At 44.5% G+C, this 18502-nt stretch carries 11 protein-coding genes and 1 pseudogene; 5 read left to right on the forward strand and 7 right to left on the reverse strand.

Annotated features, from left to right (window positions below):
* Window positions 1-27 precede the first annotated feature (27 nt).
* The 6 genes from KUL49_RS05075 to KUL49_RS05100 form a co-directional block, all read right to left on the reverse strand.
* Window positions 28-915 (reverse strand): WYL domain-containing protein, encoded by an 888-nt coding sequence (locus KUL49_RS05075; RefSeq protein ID WP_131136514.1) that lies wholly within the window; start codon window positions 913-915, stop codon window positions 28-30.
* A gap of 115 nt (window positions 916-1030) precedes the next feature.
* Window positions 1031-1600, reverse strand: coding sequence for a PEP-CTERM sorting domain-containing protein (locus KUL49_RS05080; RefSeq protein WP_131136515.1), 570 nt, complete (start codon window positions 1598-1600; stop codon window positions 1031-1033).
* 16 nt (window positions 1601-1616) lie between these two features.
* Window positions 1617-5705: an ExeM/NucH family extracellular endonuclease gene (locus KUL49_RS05085; protein WP_131136516.1), complete on the reverse strand. Its 4089-nt coding sequence runs from the start codon at window positions 5703-5705 to the stop codon at window positions 1617-1619.
* Window positions 5706-6042: 337 nt separating this feature from the next.
* Entirely contained in the window at window positions 6043-8691 is a 2649-nt protein-coding gene (locus tag KUL49_RS05090) for a M1 family metallopeptidase (RefSeq protein WP_131136517.1), read from the reverse strand.
* A 226-nt stretch (window positions 8692-8917) separates the two neighbouring features.
* The gene (locus KUL49_RS05095) at window positions 8918-10837 is read right to left on the reverse strand and encodes a Cache 3/Cache 2 fusion domain-containing protein (protein WP_131136518.1); all 1920 of its coding nucleotides are present in this window, start codon (window positions 10835-10837) and stop codon (window positions 8918-8920) included.
* Between the two features lie 206 nt (window positions 10838-11043).
* Window positions 11044-11295: a hypothetical protein gene (locus KUL49_RS05100; RefSeq protein WP_014976849.1), complete on the reverse strand. Its 252-nt coding sequence runs from the start codon at window positions 11293-11295 to the stop codon at window positions 11044-11046.
* A 163-nt stretch (window positions 11296-11458) separates the two neighbouring features.
* Here KUL49_RS05100 and KUL49_RS05105 point away from each other — a divergent pair, with 163 nt between their 5' ends.
* Window positions 11459-11863: a phosphate ABC transporter substrate-binding protein gene (locus KUL49_RS05105; RefSeq protein ID WP_014949893.1), complete on the forward strand. Its 405-nt coding sequence runs from the start codon at window positions 11459-11461 to the stop codon at window positions 11861-11863.
* Window positions 11864-11973: 110 nt separating this feature from the next.
* Here KUL49_RS05105 and KUL49_RS05110 read toward each other — a convergent pair whose 3' ends face one another.
* The gene (locus tag KUL49_RS05110) at window positions 11974-12882 is read right to left on the reverse strand and encodes a LysR family transcriptional regulator (protein WP_131136519.1); all 909 of its coding nucleotides are present in this window, start codon (window positions 12880-12882) and stop codon (window positions 11974-11976) included.
* A 108-nt stretch (window positions 12883-12990) separates the two neighbouring features.
* On the opposite strand from KUL49_RS05110, the pseudogene KUL49_RS21445 reads away from it, so the two are divergent.
* The 4 genes and pseudogenes from KUL49_RS21445 to KUL49_RS05130 all read left to right on the forward strand — a co-directional run bounded on the left by KUL49_RS21445 (window position 12991) and on the right by KUL49_RS05130 (window position 18495).
* A pseudogene (locus tag KUL49_RS21445) lies at window positions 12991-13857 on the forward strand (type 1 glutamine amidotransferase domain-containing protein).
* A gap of 14 nt (window positions 13858-13871) precedes the next feature.
* Window positions 13872-15026: an iron-containing alcohol dehydrogenase gene (locus tag KUL49_RS05120; protein ID WP_131136520.1), complete on the forward strand. Its 1155-nt coding sequence runs from the start codon at window positions 13872-13874 to the stop codon at window positions 15024-15026.
* Window positions 15027-15091: 65 nt separating this feature from the next.
* Window positions 15092-16198 (forward strand): NADH:flavin oxidoreductase/NADH oxidase, encoded by a 1107-nt coding sequence (locus KUL49_RS05125; RefSeq protein ID WP_131136521.1) that lies wholly within the window; start codon window positions 15092-15094, stop codon window positions 16196-16198.
* 413 nt (window positions 16199-16611) lie between these two features.
* Window positions 16612-18495, forward strand: a complete 1884-nt coding sequence (locus KUL49_RS05130; protein ID WP_131136522.1) for a bifunctional diguanylate cyclase/phosphodiesterase — start codon at window positions 16612-16614, stop codon at window positions 18493-18495.
* Window positions 18496-18502: the final 7 nt, after the last annotated feature.

Genomic DNA, 18502 nt, shown 5'->3' on the forward strand with positions numbered 1-18502 from the left:
AGCTGTTTGGCAGGCCACTTCCACATTTTATACGGTATAGGGTTCTTGCTCTGCAATGTACCCTGGCGCGATGGCTAAATTGTCGGTATTCGCAAGGCTCTGCTGGTTCCTAAGCCAAAGTTGATACTCTCCGGTACGTAAGCTTGCATGTTTTGTACAATCAACATTCCAACGTCTAAGCAGGTATCCCGCCATGGCAGCCCGTACTTCCAATGTAAGCACGCCTTCTTCCATGGCGTAATCAAGCTCTATTGCGGTGGCATATTTTATATTCTTAGGATGCGGCACAATTTCAAGTGAGATAAGTCGCCCCCACTCTTCATCACAATCTATACATTCATGGGTTTCAGGTTCTGCTTTAACCGTTACCTTACTAATTCGAGTTATCACAAAATCTCTAAAACTTTGTGATTTTCTGTCGAATGCGCGAACATGCCAGCGTTGACCGTTGTCAACAATACTGTGAGGCACTAACTCTCTTGCGCCACTGCCGCTTGAAAGCGACGTATAGATTACACTCATCGCCTTTTTGTTCACGATGGCTTGTACCACTTTCGCCACCACAAAAATATCAGGAATATTAAGTGAAGATGCACTTTCAACAGGGAAATGTATGTCACCGATCGCATCAAATCCATCTGATATGTCGTTGGCAAGCTTCACAAGGGTTCGCTTTGCATCGTGTTCAAAAACCGGAATAAAGCTTTCTGTTTGAAAGTAACGTTTTTCCCTTGGATCGTAGACTAAGTTATCAGGGGCGAGCTCTTTGTATAGTGTAAAGTCACGAGAACCAGCCGATAGTCCCACTTCAAAGCGATTTATTAAGTCTTGGCGATGAATAGCCCCTTTAAACAAAAGGCAGAAGTCGATATACGCCAGTCGTTGGCGTTGAGAAAAAGAAATGGTTTCTAACATGGTGCGCACTTATTGTATTTTTATTCAGTGTGGTTTATTTAAAGCCGTATGTAAATAGCAATAGAAATAAAAAAGCCCAGCACGTGGCTGGACTTAAACTATTAGCCATTTAGGTTTATGACTTCACACGTTTGCGAGCGAAAAACATACCACCTAAAGCCAGAAGCGAAAGCGCGAAGGTACCTGGTGCAGGTACTTGAGCGATTTCAAAGCTTGTGCCTTGAGGAGTATCGAGAAATAAATTAGACCCTATGTTATTTGACAATTCAGCTTCAGAGAATGAAAGGTCGACCATTCCACTTTCTAGTGCAACTAAAACGAAAGAGAAAATATCTACCTCAGTTTTGCCCTCTTGAAAAAATTCAACAGGCGCAATAGTAGCACTGCTTAATGACGCTGAATTAGCAGAACTATCGTTGAGAGGCTCAAACGGTGGAATCCCAATAGCACCTAGGTCCGTTACTGTAGTTGGGTCAAAACTCACAAACAACGAATCAAACAAAACTGCTATATCATACCCGAAGAAGTATGTCTGAACCCCATTTAATGACAACTCTGAAGCTCTCACTGTTGCTGTAATTGTCTCGCCAACGTTATAAATATCCTTATCTGTTGTAATCGAGATGTAAGCTGCATTTGCATTAAAAGTGGCGGCAGCCATTAATAGTAAAAAGAATTTTTTCATTGTTATTTTCCTAAAATTAAATTGCACAGTTAGCGCGTGTACACATCGCCATTAATGCCTGAATATCGAAGAAGCTAATTTGGCCGTCGCCGTTGAAATCGTAGTTTTCACCCGTTGCTTGCCCTTGTAAAAACAGTTGATAGAAGGCCATGATATCGTTGTAATCCACATCGTTATCACCATCAAAATCTCCAACTGTTACTTCTTCTGGGAAGTTAAGCACTACCACTACTGGGTCGTGATCTGACGAGCGATACGCATCAGCGCCGTAGTAACTAGAAAGCTGGTTTTCAGTCTTATATTCAACGTTATAGTCGAACACACGAGGTTCATCGGCATTAATGTGCCATACCGTTGCATCTACCACATATTCAGTTAATGAAGGGCTTGATAAGGCATGATCGAGATAACCTACTTCGCCGCCGAAGCTATACGAATAAGCGCTGTTGCCATCGAAGAAGTTAACCAAGTTACTGTAGCCAGCCTCTTCAAGCGCAAGGATAGGTTCCTCTTTCGCATAGGCATTCAAATCACCCATTACGATAACGCGGTCAGACAATACATCACTATTTTGCTCAACAAGAGAAATTAGGCCTTGTGCTGCTTGGGTACGCAGTTCGTTCCAACAGCCTTGACCGTCACCTAAATCAGCATTATTGCCTGTAGCACTGCCACAGCTCCCTTTTGACTTAAAGTGGTTTATCGCTAAGGTAAAGTCTTCGCCGTTACTGTTTACGTTAAAGCTTTGTAGTAAAGGTTGACGGTTACCATAGTCAAATGGGGCTTCAGATGAAGTCACAGGGTTGCCCTGTAACGAAACTACAGCAGGCTTATAGATAATACCTACCGCTATTTCATCGCCGCCTAGCTGTGATTCTAATGCAACATAGCTGTATGCATCTCTACCCAGTTCAGCGTTAACGCTGTCAACTAGTGTCGCAATTGCAGAGTCACTGCTATAACCATCGTTTTCAATTTCAACAAGGCCAAGTACATCGGCATTCATCGCTACAATAGCTGCAACAGTTTTCGCTTTCTGACGTTCAAATTCAGCAATTGAATCTGCGCCGCGAGAGGTTGGGAATTCTGGACCGTTGAAGTAGTTAAGCACATTAAAGCTAGCCACTTTTACATCACCGATAGCATTTAGCTGTGGTGTAGCAGTTCGTGGGTTAGTGCCTAGAGTTTGAATATCACCAACAGGGATGAGGTTGTAAGCACCAAAGGCGTAATGTAAAACACCTTCCAAAGCTTCGATACTGTTGCCCAAACGCAGTGGATTATTGTGGGATAAACCACCTACAGGGAAAGGAATATCATCCAAATTCTGTGATGTTTCTCCGTCGTCAACCAATAAGGTATTTCGTGCATTAATTTCGGCTAGTGCCAACGCTTCTTGTGAACCCGCTACAAACTGATTAGTAGGAATGAATAAGCGCTCTGAAGACACGTTGAACTGACCATAACGTCCGAGATTGTAGATATCAGAAACTTTGAGGGTTTGCTCAAAACTAATATGCATGCCCTCTAGTGCTTCTAAATCAGTATCAGGGCTAAATGGCATTGCAACAGGCGTGTAAAGCACATTACTACCTACACCCGTAACCTCGAGTTCTGCAGACAAAGTTAATTGAGTTACACCAAAGCGCTCGCCTACTGTACCTTGCAAACGCACCGCATCCCCAGCTTCCGGCAGGTTGAATGAGCCTGCGTAAACAAACACACCTTCAGAAGTTGCTTGGTTATCGTCTGAATCACTTGCTTCTTCCTGAACAAAGAACCCACTCATGGCAGGAACAACTTTTGTTACTACAGCCTCCACAATAACGTCAGCGCCAACCATTGCTGACTCATCGCCTTCCCCTTGGATAGCGCTAATTAAGACTACTTCACCAACTGGGTCAGTTGGGTCTGTAGGATCAGTTGGGTCGGTCGGGTCAGTTGGATCCGTAGGCTCGCTAACAGATCCATTGTGCGAACCAAAATTGTTAAGCGTATCTTTTGGTAGGCTATCCCATTCTTCAAGGGTAAACGCTGGGTTGCGGTTAGGGTTGCCTGCCGTTACTGAACTCTTGCGTACCAAAGTAACATCTTTACCCCAGTTAGTTTTAACGCCGTACGTACCTAGAGCATCAACAACCTGACCGTTAGCGACGAGCTCAATGTAGTCATCGCCATTGAAATTAATCACGAAGCTGCTAATCGTTGAGCCGGCAGTTAACAGTGCATCTGCACTTCCGTGAGCGAATGTTGCTACGCCACCTGCTGGGATTGTGCCTTCAAGTGCTAACACTTTACGGTCAGCATCTGCGGTCTCACCATTGGAGAGTAAAACTAACTCATAACCCGCTAGACTTACCGGTTGTGTCGAGCTATTGAAAAGCTCTATACCTTTATTGAAACCGCCACCTTCGATGTATTCTGAAATGTAAATGCTGCTGGTAGAAGGTGTTGTGTCGCCGCCGGTATCACCACCTGTATCACCACCTGTGTCACCGCCGGTATCGCCACCCGTGTCACCGCCAGTATCACCACCCGTGTCACCGCCAGTATCACCACCCGTGTCACCGCCAGTATCACCACCCGTGTCACCGCCAGTATCACCACCTGTACCATCACAACTCTCGTTGAAGATAAGTGAAGCAAGTTCAGGTTTGTCAATAAACGGATTTCGGTTTCCTTGGAATTCATAAACGCGCTCGTTACGACGACGTTCGAAATCATCCACTGGATCACTTTCATGCCATTGAAGCAATACGCAGAGCTTACCAAACGCGGCTTCGCTAGTAGAGGTAAGGCGATTTACTAACACTAAGTCGTCTTCGGTATCACCAGCAGTATTGCCATCGTAACGCACGTCCATGTATAGCATTGAGCGTGCTACATCACCTTTTACTGCGTCACGAGGCTCAAAAGAGTCGCCATCAACTCGGTTTAACGGAGCTTCAGAAAGCGCGCTATCACTAAAATCAAAATCTAAGTTGCCGCGCGAGCTATTTACAGAAATATCGGTAGGACGCAGGTGCAGAATATCGCTGTATGCCGTTAGGCTTGAGCTAGGAAAACCATGGCTCTTAGCCCAAACATGTTCACGATTCCAATTGTCTGGGTTGGCGCTTTGACTACCGCTACCGTTGGTAAACTTGCCTTGTGATATGCCTTTGTAGAACAAGATAACGTTATCGGTGTTAGCAGGATCTTCATCAGTGTAAGTGAGTGCTGTCCACACTTCTGAGTAGGAAAGCGTACGATGACCATTTTCAATGATGTTATGCGCCGTGTCTTTTAACGTTTGCGCACTTTCACCGTTTGCAATAGCTGTGTCGAGAGCTGCGTAATAGTCAGATGCAACAAAGTCACTGGCTAGGTTAACTGCTTCCAAATCAGGGCAGTTAAAACAAGTACCACTTAAGAAAAGAAGTTCATTTGAAGGTTCACCGCCGTCATCAGGGTTACCGCCAGTATCCCCACCATCGGTAGTTCCATTTCCACTTACTGAAATACTCTCTAAATTAAGGTATTCAGCGGCAGCATTATTGGCCATGGCTACCTTTAATATTAAGGTGCTTCCGCTACCTATCGTTTCGGTCAGTGTTGCAGAGCCAAAGTCTTCCTGAACCGTATTCGTTGCCCCTTCTGAAAGCGTAATAAGCTCGAACGCGCCACCATCTACTGAGTAAAATACATCGATGTAGTCTGTCGTTTCAAAATTTCCACTTTGAGAAAGCACGGCATTTATGGTGATATCACCGGCACCAGATATATCGATAGACTCGCTTAACCAGACTACTTCACCGTCAGTATCACGTGCTTGCATTGCGCCGCTTTCAACACGGAACCAATCTGAAGTGGCACTAAGGTCACTCGCTGACACGTCTATTGACCAACGATCAACACCTTCAAGATCAACAATTGCTCCCGCTGGGTCTGAGCCAGTTGCGCCCTTGCCTTGCAGTTCATTTGCTTCGAAGTCCTCTTGCCATACTGTATCTGCAGAGGCATTAATAGAAACAACGCCTAACGACAATGCACCCGCCAACAACGCGTTGACTACTTTAGCTGATCTCCTCAGCTTATATTTTTGTGTGTTACCCTCTTGAATCATTTTGCTTTCCGCTTTTTTGTATAAGGAAGGTATAAATTCTTATACATACGTATATACAGCAAGCACTCAATAAAAATAATAATATAAACGTCACAAACTTTAAAAATCAGAAACTTAGACGTTTAAAATAAACTTACTTATTGATTAACCCTGCTGAACTTTGGTACAGGGAAAGTTGATTTGTCACAATGCGCAAATGTTTCAGCTTTGAAATATTTCAGTGACTCGCCGTGGTGCATGTTACAGTTTTATGCACAAAAAAAGAGCGCCTTGTGGGCGCTCTTTCAATCATAACTTTAGGATAAAAAGCGCTGGGAAAACGCCTTTTCGTTGTTGCCTATAACTGCTCGTTTAAGAAGGCGTTAAAGTCTGCCTGAAACGCAGATTTCAGCCTCATACACTGTTGAGACTCGTCCTGCATAATTTCGACACCGCGTGCCATTCCTTGATAGGTCTCGCTAATTGGCGCGTAGAACGCATTGGCCATTTCTAAGTTTTCAGCCGAACAGGTTGTTGAAACAAATTCCGGCATTCTGCTTACATGGTAATCAGGCATTTTTGCTAATAGCGCGTCTTTATTCTTACTAAGCCACTCATACAATAGCGTATGATCGTCTAAGTTACGTGCTACTCTCACCACCATATACATGGTATTTGCAGGCGTAATATCATCAGTAAGCGCTAAATCTAACATTTTAAAGACGGTCGCTTTGTCTTCAAAGTACATCGAATACACCAGCGTGCTTTTCACATTTGGCAACTGTGCTTTTTTAAATGCTTCTACAATTGTATTAAACCATGTGCCCTGCTCGCCTTGTTCACTATTTCGCGTAGCAATTTCAATTGCTGTACCGGCAATACCGGAAGGAACACTGCTAGTATCTGCAAGGTACTGTTTCGCTATTTTAACGCTTTGTTCAACAAGTTGCTCATTGTTCGAATGAGTACCCAGTAAGCTGTATAGCTGGTTACGCAGGTGAATGACATCTGCGTTATCCTGCTCACTTTGAGACAAGGTAAGTTTATTTAACAAAGGCATATAATTTTGATTTAGAAGCTTTGCATAGGCGGCTTTATTGTCTTCATTTACTAAATAACTAAACTCAGCTAACACGCCAACAGCCGCACGAATGGCCGCAGGGTCATCATCTTTTGACAAGCTATTAAGCACCTTCATCACGCTGTCTACACCTACTTGATCTGCGTTTAACAGCGCCTGGTAGTTGTATAGCACATTTTTCTTTTCACGCTTATTTAGCGCATCAATGTTGTTTAGCAGTGCGTTTAGCTGAGCTGGTTCAATTGACCAACGGAAGTAACCTGTTGCATTGTCATTAGGGTACACCCAGTCTGCTTCAGCAAGCTGAGGTAAAACTGTGGTTTCTTTATCAATAAAAACCACTTCGTTTAGTATTTTTCCGTTTGATTGATAAGTCAGCTTTAATGGAACTGCCCATGTCTTATCTTTCACGGTCGCGCCTGCAAGGTGAAAACGAGACTGGGTTAATTTGCCATCTTTTGAAATATGAATAAGTGGGTAGCCCGGCTGTTCCAAGTAGGCTTTCATCATGGCGCTTAAGTTGAAATCGGACACTTCATCTAGAGCGCGCCACAAATCGTCTGCTACGGTATTACCCCAAGCATGGGTATTCATGTAGTTTTGAACGCCTTCACGAAACTTTTCTGTACCAATTAGCGATTCAATCATTTGTAAAATTGATTCACCTTTTGAGTAGTTCAAGCCCAACCCATCCATCACATCTGGCTGACTTTTCACTACTTTTTTGACAGGTTTCACCGTGGGACTAGCATCTGCACCAAATGCTCCCTCTTGTACTATGCGATCGGCGTAGTTCAACTCTGGATACAAGGTTTTCATAGTATGACTTGCAGCCCAAGACGCAAACGCTTCGTTCAGCCATAGGTCATCCCACCACGCCATTGTTACCAAGTTGCCAAACCATTGATGAGCAAGTTCATGCGCAATAACATTTAGCGGTCGTGAACGCTCTGTGACGCTTGGGTTATCTTCTAGCAGTAACAAACTATCGCGATAGGTAATTAAACCTACGTTTTCCATTGCACCGTGGGTAAAGTTGGGTACCGCAACAAAATCCATTTTTTTATAGGGGTACTTGATACCAAAAAAATCTTCTAGCGAGGCTAGGATTCCTGGGATGTGTTTGATAACAAATTTGGTTTTATCGGCATACCCTTTTGGAACGTATATTTTTCCTGGCACCGACAGCCCAGAAATTTCAGCACTATCAAAAGGCCCTACGGTATAGGCAATAAGATAAGTCGGCATGGGCTTAGTTTTTTCAAACACTACGGTTTTAATCCCGTTTTCCACTGTCACCTTTTCAACAGGTGTATTACCCACAATTTCCTGATGTTCGGGAGAACTGATGGTCATTTGATAAGGAATTTTGAAGTTTGGCTCATCAAAACTTGGAAACGCTTTTCGCGCATGCATATCTTCAAACTGGGTAAATATATAATTGGTCTCTTCAAAACGTGACAGATACATGCCATCTGAAGACGTGTTCACTTTCCCTTCAAACGTAATCTCTAACGTATACTTCCCAGGCGCAATCTCATCTTGCGATTCGCCCCAATTGATGTCGTATTCTCCAATCGTAACATTTAGAGGAAAGCTGCTGCTTCCAGACACTAAACGCGCAGAAGTTACGGTCAAATCTTGCTGATAAAAGCCCACTTTCTTAGTTGGGGTTTTAACCGTTACATCAATATTCGTTTTTCCAGAATATGTAGGGTTATCAGGGTCTATATTTAAGTGAATGCGTTGAAAAGTGGGAGCGATTGTTGACGGTAAGCGGTATTCAACATCAGCAAGTGTCTTTTTCGCGGGTGATACGACTGCAGATGCAGTTTGCGCTTCTTGCGCCACTACTGCCGTTATCGATAGCGATGTGAATGCAAAAACACTCGCAACCACACCGGCTAGTGTAGATAGTTGTTTCATTATGGTTTATCCATGTTATGGGAAAATCCCTATATTCATCCATGGGTAAGAATAAATATCAAAAAGGGCCTTAGCAATCTAAAGCCCTTTTGGCATTGGTTCAAATTGTTACTATTCATGTCAACCGCAAGAATTGTGCATTTCAGCGTACATTGACTCTGGCGATTTATCTTGTTTCTGCTTCGCTGCCTGCTGACAGCCAAGTCGATTGAATAAGCCAGTAACTCTAGAAATGGTATCGTCGCAACTGCATTTGCATTTGCTTAACTTGCTGAACTAAGGCTTCACAGTTATCTGCCACTTCTTTTGCATAGGTAGTATTGGCATTGCCCACCTGTTGAATACTGCTTACCCCTTTATTCACATCGTTAGCAACCTCTGTTTGTCCTTCAGCCATTGTGGCAGCGTCTCGGTTTAACGTTGTGATGCGTGCAACAGCGTCAAGCGCCTGCTTTAACGAATCGCCAGCATGTTTTGTGGTGTCCACGGTTTTATAAGCGGTTTCTTTATTTTGCTGCATTTTTTCAGAAGCAACGCGGCTACCTTGCTGAAGGCGTTCAATCATATTGCGAATTTCTTCCGTGGAAGACTGCGTTCTGCTTGCTAGCGAGCGGACTTCGTCAGCGACAACGGCAAAGCCACGTCCCTGCTCACCAGCGCGAGCCGCTTCAATAGCTGCATTGAGCGCAAGTAGATTCGTTTGCTCTGCGATATTCCTGATAACTTCCATTACACCGCTAATTTCTTCACTTGCCTGAGCCAACTCAGTGATAACCTGTACTGACGCGTCCACATCGCTTGCCTGAGACTGGATGTCTTTAATGGTTTGCGCCAGAACGCTTACGCTGCTTCGCGTATCTTGATCGGCAGCGTGTGCCGCTTCACTTGAACTGCGAATGGTTGACGACACAGTTTGTGCATTCTGCTGCATTAATGAAATGGCGTTATTAATTGACTCCGTTTCTCGGCTAAGTTGTGAAACGGTATCTTTGGATTGCAACGCTGTTGCATTTAACCTTTCTGACTTTGCTAGCATGTGGTCGGTGGCTTCGTCCACACTCTGCAACGTGTCTTGTAACTGGCTAAGAAGCCCATTAAACGCTCTTGCCATGGTGCCAAACTCGTCGCTTCTTGATGCCTGAAAACGGAACGTTAAATCTCCCTCACCAGAAGACAAGTTGTTTACTACCCCAATGAATTCTTCAAGTGGCTTGCCAACAATATACTTAACGAGCAACCAAATGGTGATCAAAATTCCCACGCTCGCCAATACGATTTTAAGTACAACAACCAACACAGAGCTTCGAACCATAGCCGATTTTTCTGACGTCGACGCCACTAATATAATATCGTACCCCCAAGGCGAGAACGGTATCACTTCCACAACCCAGTCATCATTAGGTTGAAGGGCGTCGGCCACCTGACGATCATTCACATGTGCGGAATGCATGCGAATGTTACCTTTTGCATCACGAAGGGCAACAAAGCCTTCTTTTAGCACGTGACTTTGCTTAATGGCTTGCTCTAAGACGTTAAGGTCGGCTGAGTATCCCACATACCAGATGCCCACAACATCACCACTGCTGTTAAACATTGGCTCGTAACCTGTTAAATAAGGGCTACCCAAAATATCAACCGCACCGTAATACGCTTCCTGCTGATTAATCTTTTTGATCGCCTTGCCATCATGGGCCAACTTAGTGCCAATCGCCCTCTCGCCATTTTTAATGACATTGGTACTCACGCGAATATAGTCGTCTCCTGTTTTACTAAAAAGCGTGGCGGTGCCTCCCATTACGCTTGTCAGGTTATCGACCAAATCGAATGTGTTGGCTTGCTCCGCATTGCCCAACCTTAGCTGCCGAGCCTGCGTATTTTTAACGGTAACAATATCGGTTTGATTGGGTTCACCGATTGCCTCACCTCGTTGCTTAAGCAACGCCATACTGCTTTTGACGCGTTCAAGCATAATAGAGTCAGTCACAGTAAGAATATTCACTAAACGATCGGCGGTGTTCTTCTTTTGTTCTTGAACAAGGGTTGAAACATTTGAGGAAGTGGTGATAACCGTTGCCACGGCAACAATTAAAGCGAACAAAGCGATAACAGCAGAAATAGAAAATAGAAACTTTCTTTGAATGGACATTTATCATCTCGATGTGTAGACGTTTAATACAAAGCCATTCCGTTGCGCTTTCTAACCTCGGCCTTAAATTTTTTTACCAAACAGCACAACGGCTTGAGGCAGCATTCCCTTTATATTAATTTAGGCAAAAATTACGTAAGAGCAAATTATCCAAACGTTTATATTTTAAAAAAGTTGTCCGATTAACAACCGATTATCAGTCTGTGCTACTTCATGGTCACCTTTGTGCCAACAATTTTCAGGGCCGGTGCACCTCGAATTAAGGCATTCCTTGCAAACTGTGCGTCACAAGAAGGACATATTCCTTCTTCATGAGTAAAGTCCTCAACTATTCTCTCTTTAAAGCATTTAACCAACGCGCCTTTGCCGCCTTTTCGATATTTAAATAGCTGGAACTTGCACTTGGAGCAATAAATTTGCACGGTTCTGACCGGCCCTTTTGCATTAGGTTTTGCCATAATTTCTCTTTGTATGTTTTAGGATCCTTCAAATTTCACCTTTTGTCGAAATGCGACAAATTGTAAATCTCGGTTATACTTTCGTGAGGGCGCGTCGCCCTTGGGTACAAACCACTAGCATGCTTGCCTCGATGTTAGCGAGTTAAGAACGAAGGTAATATCAATGAAGATAGTTGCAGCCCTGTGCTTTTTAATGTCTGCGCCGATTTATGCCGGTACAGCCGTGATAATAAATGCCAACAACAATTCTGGGATCGATATCGATACCGTCAAGAAAATATATCTGGGAAAAGTAAAAGCATTTCCCGATGGAAGTCGCGCAATTCCCCTTACCTTCGAACAAGGTAATAATATCAGAGACGCTTTTAATAATAATGTGCTTGGAAAATCTGAATCACAATACTCTGCATTCTGGTCGAAGCTTGTGTTTACTGGCAGAGGCACACCGCCTGAAATGATAGCAACTGAGGATGAGATGTTAAATCTTGTCGCGACCAACCCCAATACCATAGGTTTTGTGGATGAAGGTAAAGTTGATGGCACGGTAAAAGTTGTTGGTACATTTTAGGGCCTGCTGTTGTTTAATATTCAGCAAAGACCAACAAGCCCTGGTTATTTAATCTAGGAACAATTGGCGACGCCTTGTCTAAATGCGTCGCCCTTTTTAGGCCTCTAGCTTCAATCAGGAAGTGTCGAAAGATAGTTAATGTTTGCAAAAGCCATTATGACATCTTTGGCGAAGTCGACCCTAGGATGACGAAGCGCTCCCTTTTTCCACACTAAATAAACATCATTTTCTGGGCCTGGCTTGCCCAGCGCGACCAATTCGCCTTTTGAAATACCTTCTTTACATAAGTAGTCAGGCAAAACGGAATAACCAATTCCCGCTTTGATAATACTATTTATTGCTCTTATATCGGGGCAAACAGCCGCGACAGGCGACTCACACGCGGCATTAAATACCTCCGAAAAGTATCGCCGAACAAGCGGTAACTGTTCATCATACGTCACTACTTTATGTTGGTTGAGTAGCGCTGCCGATATTTCTCTTTCTCCCAGCAACTTTCCCTGCACACGGTTCATCACTAAGATTAAACGCTCTTTATCCAACTTCTGATATTCATACATCGCGTCAGTGGGCTCAGAGGCCGTAATGGCAAGCTCCGCTACATCGTTTTCCAACAAATGATAAATATTACTTTTGTTGCCGGTATGGATCACTAAATTCACTTTATCGGCCTGAAGCAAGTTAGCGAGTGCCGGACCTGCCACCAGACTAAGGTACTCCGCAGGGCCTGCAAGGTGTAACGTGCCGTGATCGGTGGAAGCACGACTGCGAATAGAAGCCACTTTCTGCTCTAACGTATCAATGTGACTGGCGACCTGCAGCGCCAAGTCATCAGCGATAGCCGTTGGCTCAACGCCTCTCGCTTTTCTTATGAACAACTCTTTACCGACAATATTCTCCATCGCTTGTATGTGAGAAGTGACCGCCGGCTGAGACATATGAAGGCGAGCTGCAGCACGTGTAATGTTGCCGCTTCGATAAACTTCTACAAAGGTTTTTAACTGTGTTAAGTAAGACATAATCCCTACCCATCAGATTTTTGATGACTCGTCACAATTTATCTGACTTCTCGATGTAAACCAACCTCTCTAAGATACACGCACTTTCTAATGCGACAGGAGCTGCACATGAAATCAGCATCATCAATTTTATCGCTCGCCATTATTGCGGGTTTATCACAGTCGGCCTATGCGGCAGACGTTAAAGCTGCGAATGCCAGTAAAGGCGAAATACTTGTACTACTTTCAAGTGAAAATGTAATGCAACTTGCAGATGGCAAAACAGAGCCTACAGGCTATTACCTTAACGAGTTTGGTGTGCCGGCAAAAGCATTGGTAGACGCAGGCTACAAACTGGTATTGGCCACGCCAAAAGGCAATGCGCCATCCGTAGATAAAAAGTCAGTAATACCGCAATACTTTGATGGCGGCTAATCGCAAATGCGAGACATTCAAACGTTTGTAGCGTCAATAGAAGGCATTGATGACACGCTGTCATTGAGCGAAGTGATTGGACAAGGGCTGGAAGAGTTTGAAGGCGTATTCATTCCAGGCGGTCATGCACCGCTTATCGACCTGGCAAACAATCCTCAAGTGGGTGAAATTTTGTCTCACTTTCACAGTGAAGGAAAACCTACTGCCGCTATCTGCCATGGTCCAATCGCCTTACTTTCTGGGCAATCTAACCCGCAGGCATTTGAACTGGCATTGAAATCCGGTGAGCAAGCCTCATCTGAGAGTTGGATTTATGATGGCTACAAAATGACAATCTTCTCCACACCGGAAGAGGCCTATTTTGAAAGTACGTTAAACGACGCAACGTTATTGTACTACCCAGCAGACGCCATGGTGCAAGCGGGTGGCAAGATGGAATTCAAAGAAATGTGGGCGCCCAATGTAGTAGTAGACCGTGAGCTTATTACAGGCCAAAACCCGTTTTCTGATGAACTGTTAGCTGAAAAGCTTTTACAACAGTTAAATTCACAATCTAATTAAGGACAGGCAACACTATGCTTAATTTTACGTTTAAAAATCAAACCGAAATTCTGTTCGGCAAAGGGCAACTAAGTGAAGTGTCTTCACGTTTGCCGCAACAAGCAAAAGTCCTCTTCCTCTACGGTGGCGGCTCAATTAAGAAAAATGGTATTTACGATAAAGTAACGACTGCACTAGCAGGTGCTGAAGTCATTGAATTTCAGGGTGTTGAACCAAACCCAGAATTTGAAACACTGATGAAAGCTGTGAATGTCGCCCGTGAAAATGACGTAAACTTCATTCTTGCGGTTGGCGGTGGAAGTGTTATTGATGGCGCGAAATTCGTAGCTGCTGCCGTTAACTTTGCAGGCGATCCGTGGGACATATTAGTTAAAGGCGCCGCATTTGAGAACCCGCTCCCTGTTGGCGCTGTACTTACTCTACCTGCGACAGGCTCTGAGAGTAACGGCAACTCGGTAGTAAACAGAAAGGAAACGTCACAGAAACGCCCGTTTTCCTCGGAAACGTTGCAACCCGTATTTGCCGTACTTGATCCGGAATTCACCTATTCACTACCGACTCGTCAAGTTTCTAACGGTGTAGTTGATGCATTTGTTCACGTAATAGAGCAGTATCTAACTTACCCAGTAAATGCGCCGCTTCAAGACCGTTTTGCAGAAGGTATTTTACAAACTTTAGTTCAAGAAGGCCCTAAAGCGTTAGCGACGCCTGAAGATTACGATGTGCGTGCAAACGTAATGTGGTCAGCAACAATGGCGCTTAACGGATTAATCGGCAAAGGTGTACCGCAAGACTGGGGTACACATATGATAGGTCACGAACTTACTGCGTTACACGGTTTAGATCATGCCGTGACCCTAGCAATTGTTCTACCGTCGTTAATGTTCGTGCAGCGTGACAAAAAGCAGGAAAAAATTCTGCAGCTAGGTGAGCGCGTGTTTGGCATTCAGGAAGATGACAAAGAAAAGGCCATCGACTTAACCATAAAAGCGGTTCAGGACTTTTTTGAAACTATGCAGGTTAAAACCCGCCTGTCTGACTATGACATAGAAAAGTCTGCAATTGATGGGCTTATCGATAACTTAGAGCGCAACGGACTAACAGCCCTTGGTGAGCATGGTGATATCGACCTGGCAAAAGCCCGTGAAATTCTAACTCTTGCGGCATAAACCCCAGGTTTTAAAGCACTCAGCCTTCGCTGAGTGCTTTTTTGTTTATTTAGAAAGAGAGAAATATGACTGCATTATTTGAACAATTTTCGTTAAAAGACGTGACGCTTCGCAATCGTATTGCTGTGCCTCCTATGTGCCAATACTCTGCAGAAGATGGGTTTACAAACCAGTGGCATGAAGCAAACTACCAGTCATTTGCTCGAGGCGGTGCTGGATTGGTTATCGTTGAGGCAACCGCCGTCTCGCCAGAAGGACGCATCACGCCAAATTGCTTAGGTATTTGGAAAGATGAACACGTTAGTGGCTTAAAAAGTGTTGCTGATCGTATAAAAAGCCAAGGCGCTGTTGCTGGAATTCAAATTGCACATGCCGGGCGCAAAGCGAGTGCTAACCGCCCTTGGGAAGGCGATGACCACATTCAGCCAAGTGAAGAAAAAGGGTGGCAGCCTATTGGACCTTCGGCAGAAGCCTTTGGGGCACACTTACCTGTTACGCCTACAGAAATGACCAAAGCCGATATTGAGCGCGTTAAGAGTGACTTTGTGAAAGGTGCCCAGCGCGCGCTTGAAGCTGGATTCGAGTGGCTTGAACTGCATTTTGCCCACGGTTATTTGGCTCAAAGCTTTTTCTCGAAGCACGCCAATAAGCGTACCGACGAATACGGCGGTGATGCGCAAGGCCGTGGTCGATTCTTACTTGAAACACTGAGCGCAGTGCGTGCAGTTTGGCCTGAAAACCTTCCGCTTACCGTGCGTTTTGGCGTTATCGAATACGATGGTGATGACGAACAGACGTTGAGCGAGTCTATCGAACTTGTAAAACAATTCAAAGAAATTGGTACTGATTTCGTTAGCGTAAGCGTTGGCTTTAACACGCCTGATGCGAATATTCCTTGGGGCCCCGCTTTCCTTGCTCCAATTGCTAAAAAGGTACGTGATGAAGCCGGGATCCCGGTTGCTACAGCTTGGGGAGTAGACACACCAGAGCTCGCCAAGGATACCATTGAAAACCAACAACTTGACGTTGTTATGGTAGGTAGAATGCATCTTACTAACCCACACTGGTCTTACTTTGCAGCGAAAAAGCTAGGCGTTGAAAAACCATCTTGGGTAATGCCTGCACCATATGCACACTGGTTGGAGCGTTACGCACCATCAGACGAAAGGTAGTTATTGACTTTACAGGCAGCAGTGCTTTCGAGCACTGCTGTGTTTTTCCTCGTCTTCTGCCAATAACATATAATACCAGTCCGCATAGATAATTACCCACTCAGCGAGACTTAAAATGTTCGTAATCGCGGCGTGTTACCGCAGGTATAGTGATTCTACATTAAGGTGGCACAACAAAGAGTACGGACATTTTAAACTCGCCCTTCGGGAAGGTCTGGCAAGCTTCCTAGCTTCATTCTGGGAATTTGAAAGGGAACAGCCATTCCTACATTCCCACGCTTCGCTAGGAAACTTGCCAGTACCTTCTGAGTGGGCAATTATCTATGCGGATTGGTATAACGTTGCGTCTCTGCACTTGCTTTTTTCCAAGTTAGGTTTAAGGTTGCTATAAACCTCCTTCAAGATTTGGAAGAATGCAGGTTAAAGATTTTTTTTCCTCATCAGCAAAGCTTGCTGATCTAACGTCACTCCGTAGGCGCCGTGTCATTCAAATAAGCGCGGTAACTGGCTTCGGGCTTTTCGCTTCTTCTCTGGTCGCGAGAGGCATAACTTTTGATATCTTTTTACTGGGCTTGTTCTCATTAATCGTCACTGGCTCGCTCGCATACAAGTATTACGTTACCACCAGCAGTTACCTACTTTTAGGCGCTATGTCGTCAATGCTGTTTGCCCTATCCGCAACAGGTGCAGGCGTATTTGATATCGCCATGATTGGCTATCCTGGCGTCATCATATTTGCGGCTTTATTAGGTGGAATTGCCCTATTTGGCACCGTTTTATCTTTAGTGCTTCTTCAGTGCATTACGCTTACGTGGTTGATTATGCACGATGTAGTAACACCAAACCCGCCTATTTTGAGCTGGTCTCACGTGCTCTTCATCATGGTTATTTACGTTATTACGGGCTTCAGCGTTTTTATTTTGATACAGGATATTCGTCGGCTTATGCAGTCACTGCAGCAAGAGGTGTCTAAAGTTGAGCAAAATAGAGCACATATCCAGCACTTAGCACATCACGATCCGCTCACAAACTTGCCAAATAGGATTTTGGGCGAGCGACTTTTCAACGAAATGCTACGAGAGAGTGAAGAAAAAGGGCTTCAGCTCGCGCTGCTGTTTATAGACTTAGACAACTTTAAACCCGTGAATGACGCTCTTGGCCATGCTGCGGGCGATCGGTTTCTTCAAAAAATATCTCAAACCATCACCGACCACCTATCCACAAAGCAAAGTTTAATACGCTTCGGTGGCGATGAGTTTATTGTGTTGGCGCCAGAAATATCAGACAAATCTGAAATCGATGACTTATGTAAGAACTTAATTACGTGGTGTTCGAACGAATTCGAAGTGCTGCAAACCAAAGTGGTAGTATCGGGTTCAATTGGTGTAGCACAAGCGCCTTATGACGGAATTAAATTTAAACAGCTGTGCCGAAAAGCTGATATTGCCATGTACGAAGCGAAACGCAACGGCAGAAATAGATACGAATACTATGACGTTCGCTTTGACGAGGAAAACGATGAAAAATTCACACTTATTCAGCGTTTGCGCCCGGCTGTACAGGCCAATGAATTCGAGGTGTACTACCAACCGTTGATAGACCTTGCCTCTAACGAGGTTCAAGCAGTAGAGGCGCTTTTGAGATGGCCTCAGAAAGACGGCTCAATGATATTCCCCGACAAGTTCATACCTTTAGCGGAAAGCAGTGGCCTGATCATCCCTCTTGGTGCGTGGGTATTGAACCAGGCTTGTGAATTTTGCGCTAAACAGCATGAAAACGGTCATACTAATCTTACGGTTGCCGTAAACTTATCCTTCGCACAATTCAAAGATGGTACGCTCCCTGCGGTCGTTGAGCAGGCCTTGCAAAATTCACAATTAGCACCGCAATTTTTAGAGCTCGAGCTAACTGAAACCATACTCGCGGATGAAAATGGCACCACTGGCGAACAGCTCGAAGCGATTAAATCGTTAGGCGTGCACTTTGCTATTGATGATTTTGGTACCGGTTACTCTAATTTAAATTATCTACAGACATTTAGCGCTCGCAAACTCAAAATAGACCGCATTTTTATCAACACCTTGGGCATTGGGGAAAACGACGCACCTTTAGTTGCAGCAATAATCAGCATTGCCGACAGCCTTGGCATGAAAGCGGTAGCTGAAGGTATTGAAAGTAAACCCGCTTTAGAAAAGCTAATAAATATGGGATGTGACTTGGGGCAAGGCTATTATTGGAGCAAGCCACTCCCCGCGCCCGAGATAGAACGATTTTTAAGTAACCATCTAACAAAGTAACCACTAA

Source organism: Alteromonas sp. KUL17 (assembly GCF_006538305.1).
Classification (GTDB): Bacteria; Pseudomonadota; Gammaproteobacteria; order Enterobacterales; family Alteromonadaceae; genus Alteromonas; species Alteromonas macleodii.

Bases quoted from the DNA above. Each gene is read 5' to 3' on its own strand.
- KUL49_RS05130 (WP_131136522.1), top strand. From the start codon at position 16,612: ATGCAGGTTAAAGATTTTTTTTCCTCATCAGCAAAGCTTGCTGATCTA.
- KUL49_RS05090 (WP_131136517.1), bottom strand. From the start codon at position 8,691: ATGAAACAACTATCTACACTAGCCGGTGTGGTTGCGAGTGTTTTTGCA.
- KUL49_RS05085 (WP_131136516.1), bottom strand. From the start codon at position 5,705: ATGATTCAAGAGGGTAACACACAAAAATATAAGCTGAGGAGATCAGCT.
- KUL49_RS05075 (WP_131136514.1), bottom strand. From the start codon at position 915: ATGTTAGAAACCATTTCTTTTTCTCAACGCCAACGACTGGCGTATATC.
- KUL49_RS05105 (WP_014949893.1), top strand. From the start codon at position 11,459: ATGAAGATAGTTGCAGCCCTGTGCTTTTTAATGTCTGCGCCGATTTAT.
- KUL49_RS05095 (WP_131136518.1), bottom strand. From the start codon at position 10,837: ATGTCCATTCAAAGAAAGTTTCTATTTTCTATTTCTGCTGTTATCGCT.
- KUL49_RS05110 (WP_131136519.1), bottom strand. From the start codon at position 12,882: ATGTCTTACTTAACACAGTTAAAAACCTTTGTAGAAGTTTATCGAAGC.
- KUL49_RS05080 (WP_131136515.1), bottom strand. From the start codon at position 1,600: ATGAAAAAATTCTTTTTACTATTAATGGCTGCCGCCACTTTTAATGCA.
- KUL49_RS05125 (WP_131136521.1), top strand. From the start codon at position 15,092: ATGACTGCATTATTTGAACAATTTTCGTTAAAAGACGTGACGCTTCGC.
- KUL49_RS05120 (WP_131136520.1), top strand. From the start codon at position 13,872: ATGCTTAATTTTACGTTTAAAAATCAAACCGAAATTCTGTTCGGCAAA.
- KUL49_RS05100 (WP_014976849.1), bottom strand. From the start codon at position 11,295: ATGGCAAAACCTAATGCAAAAGGGCCGGTCAGAACCGTGCAAATTTAT.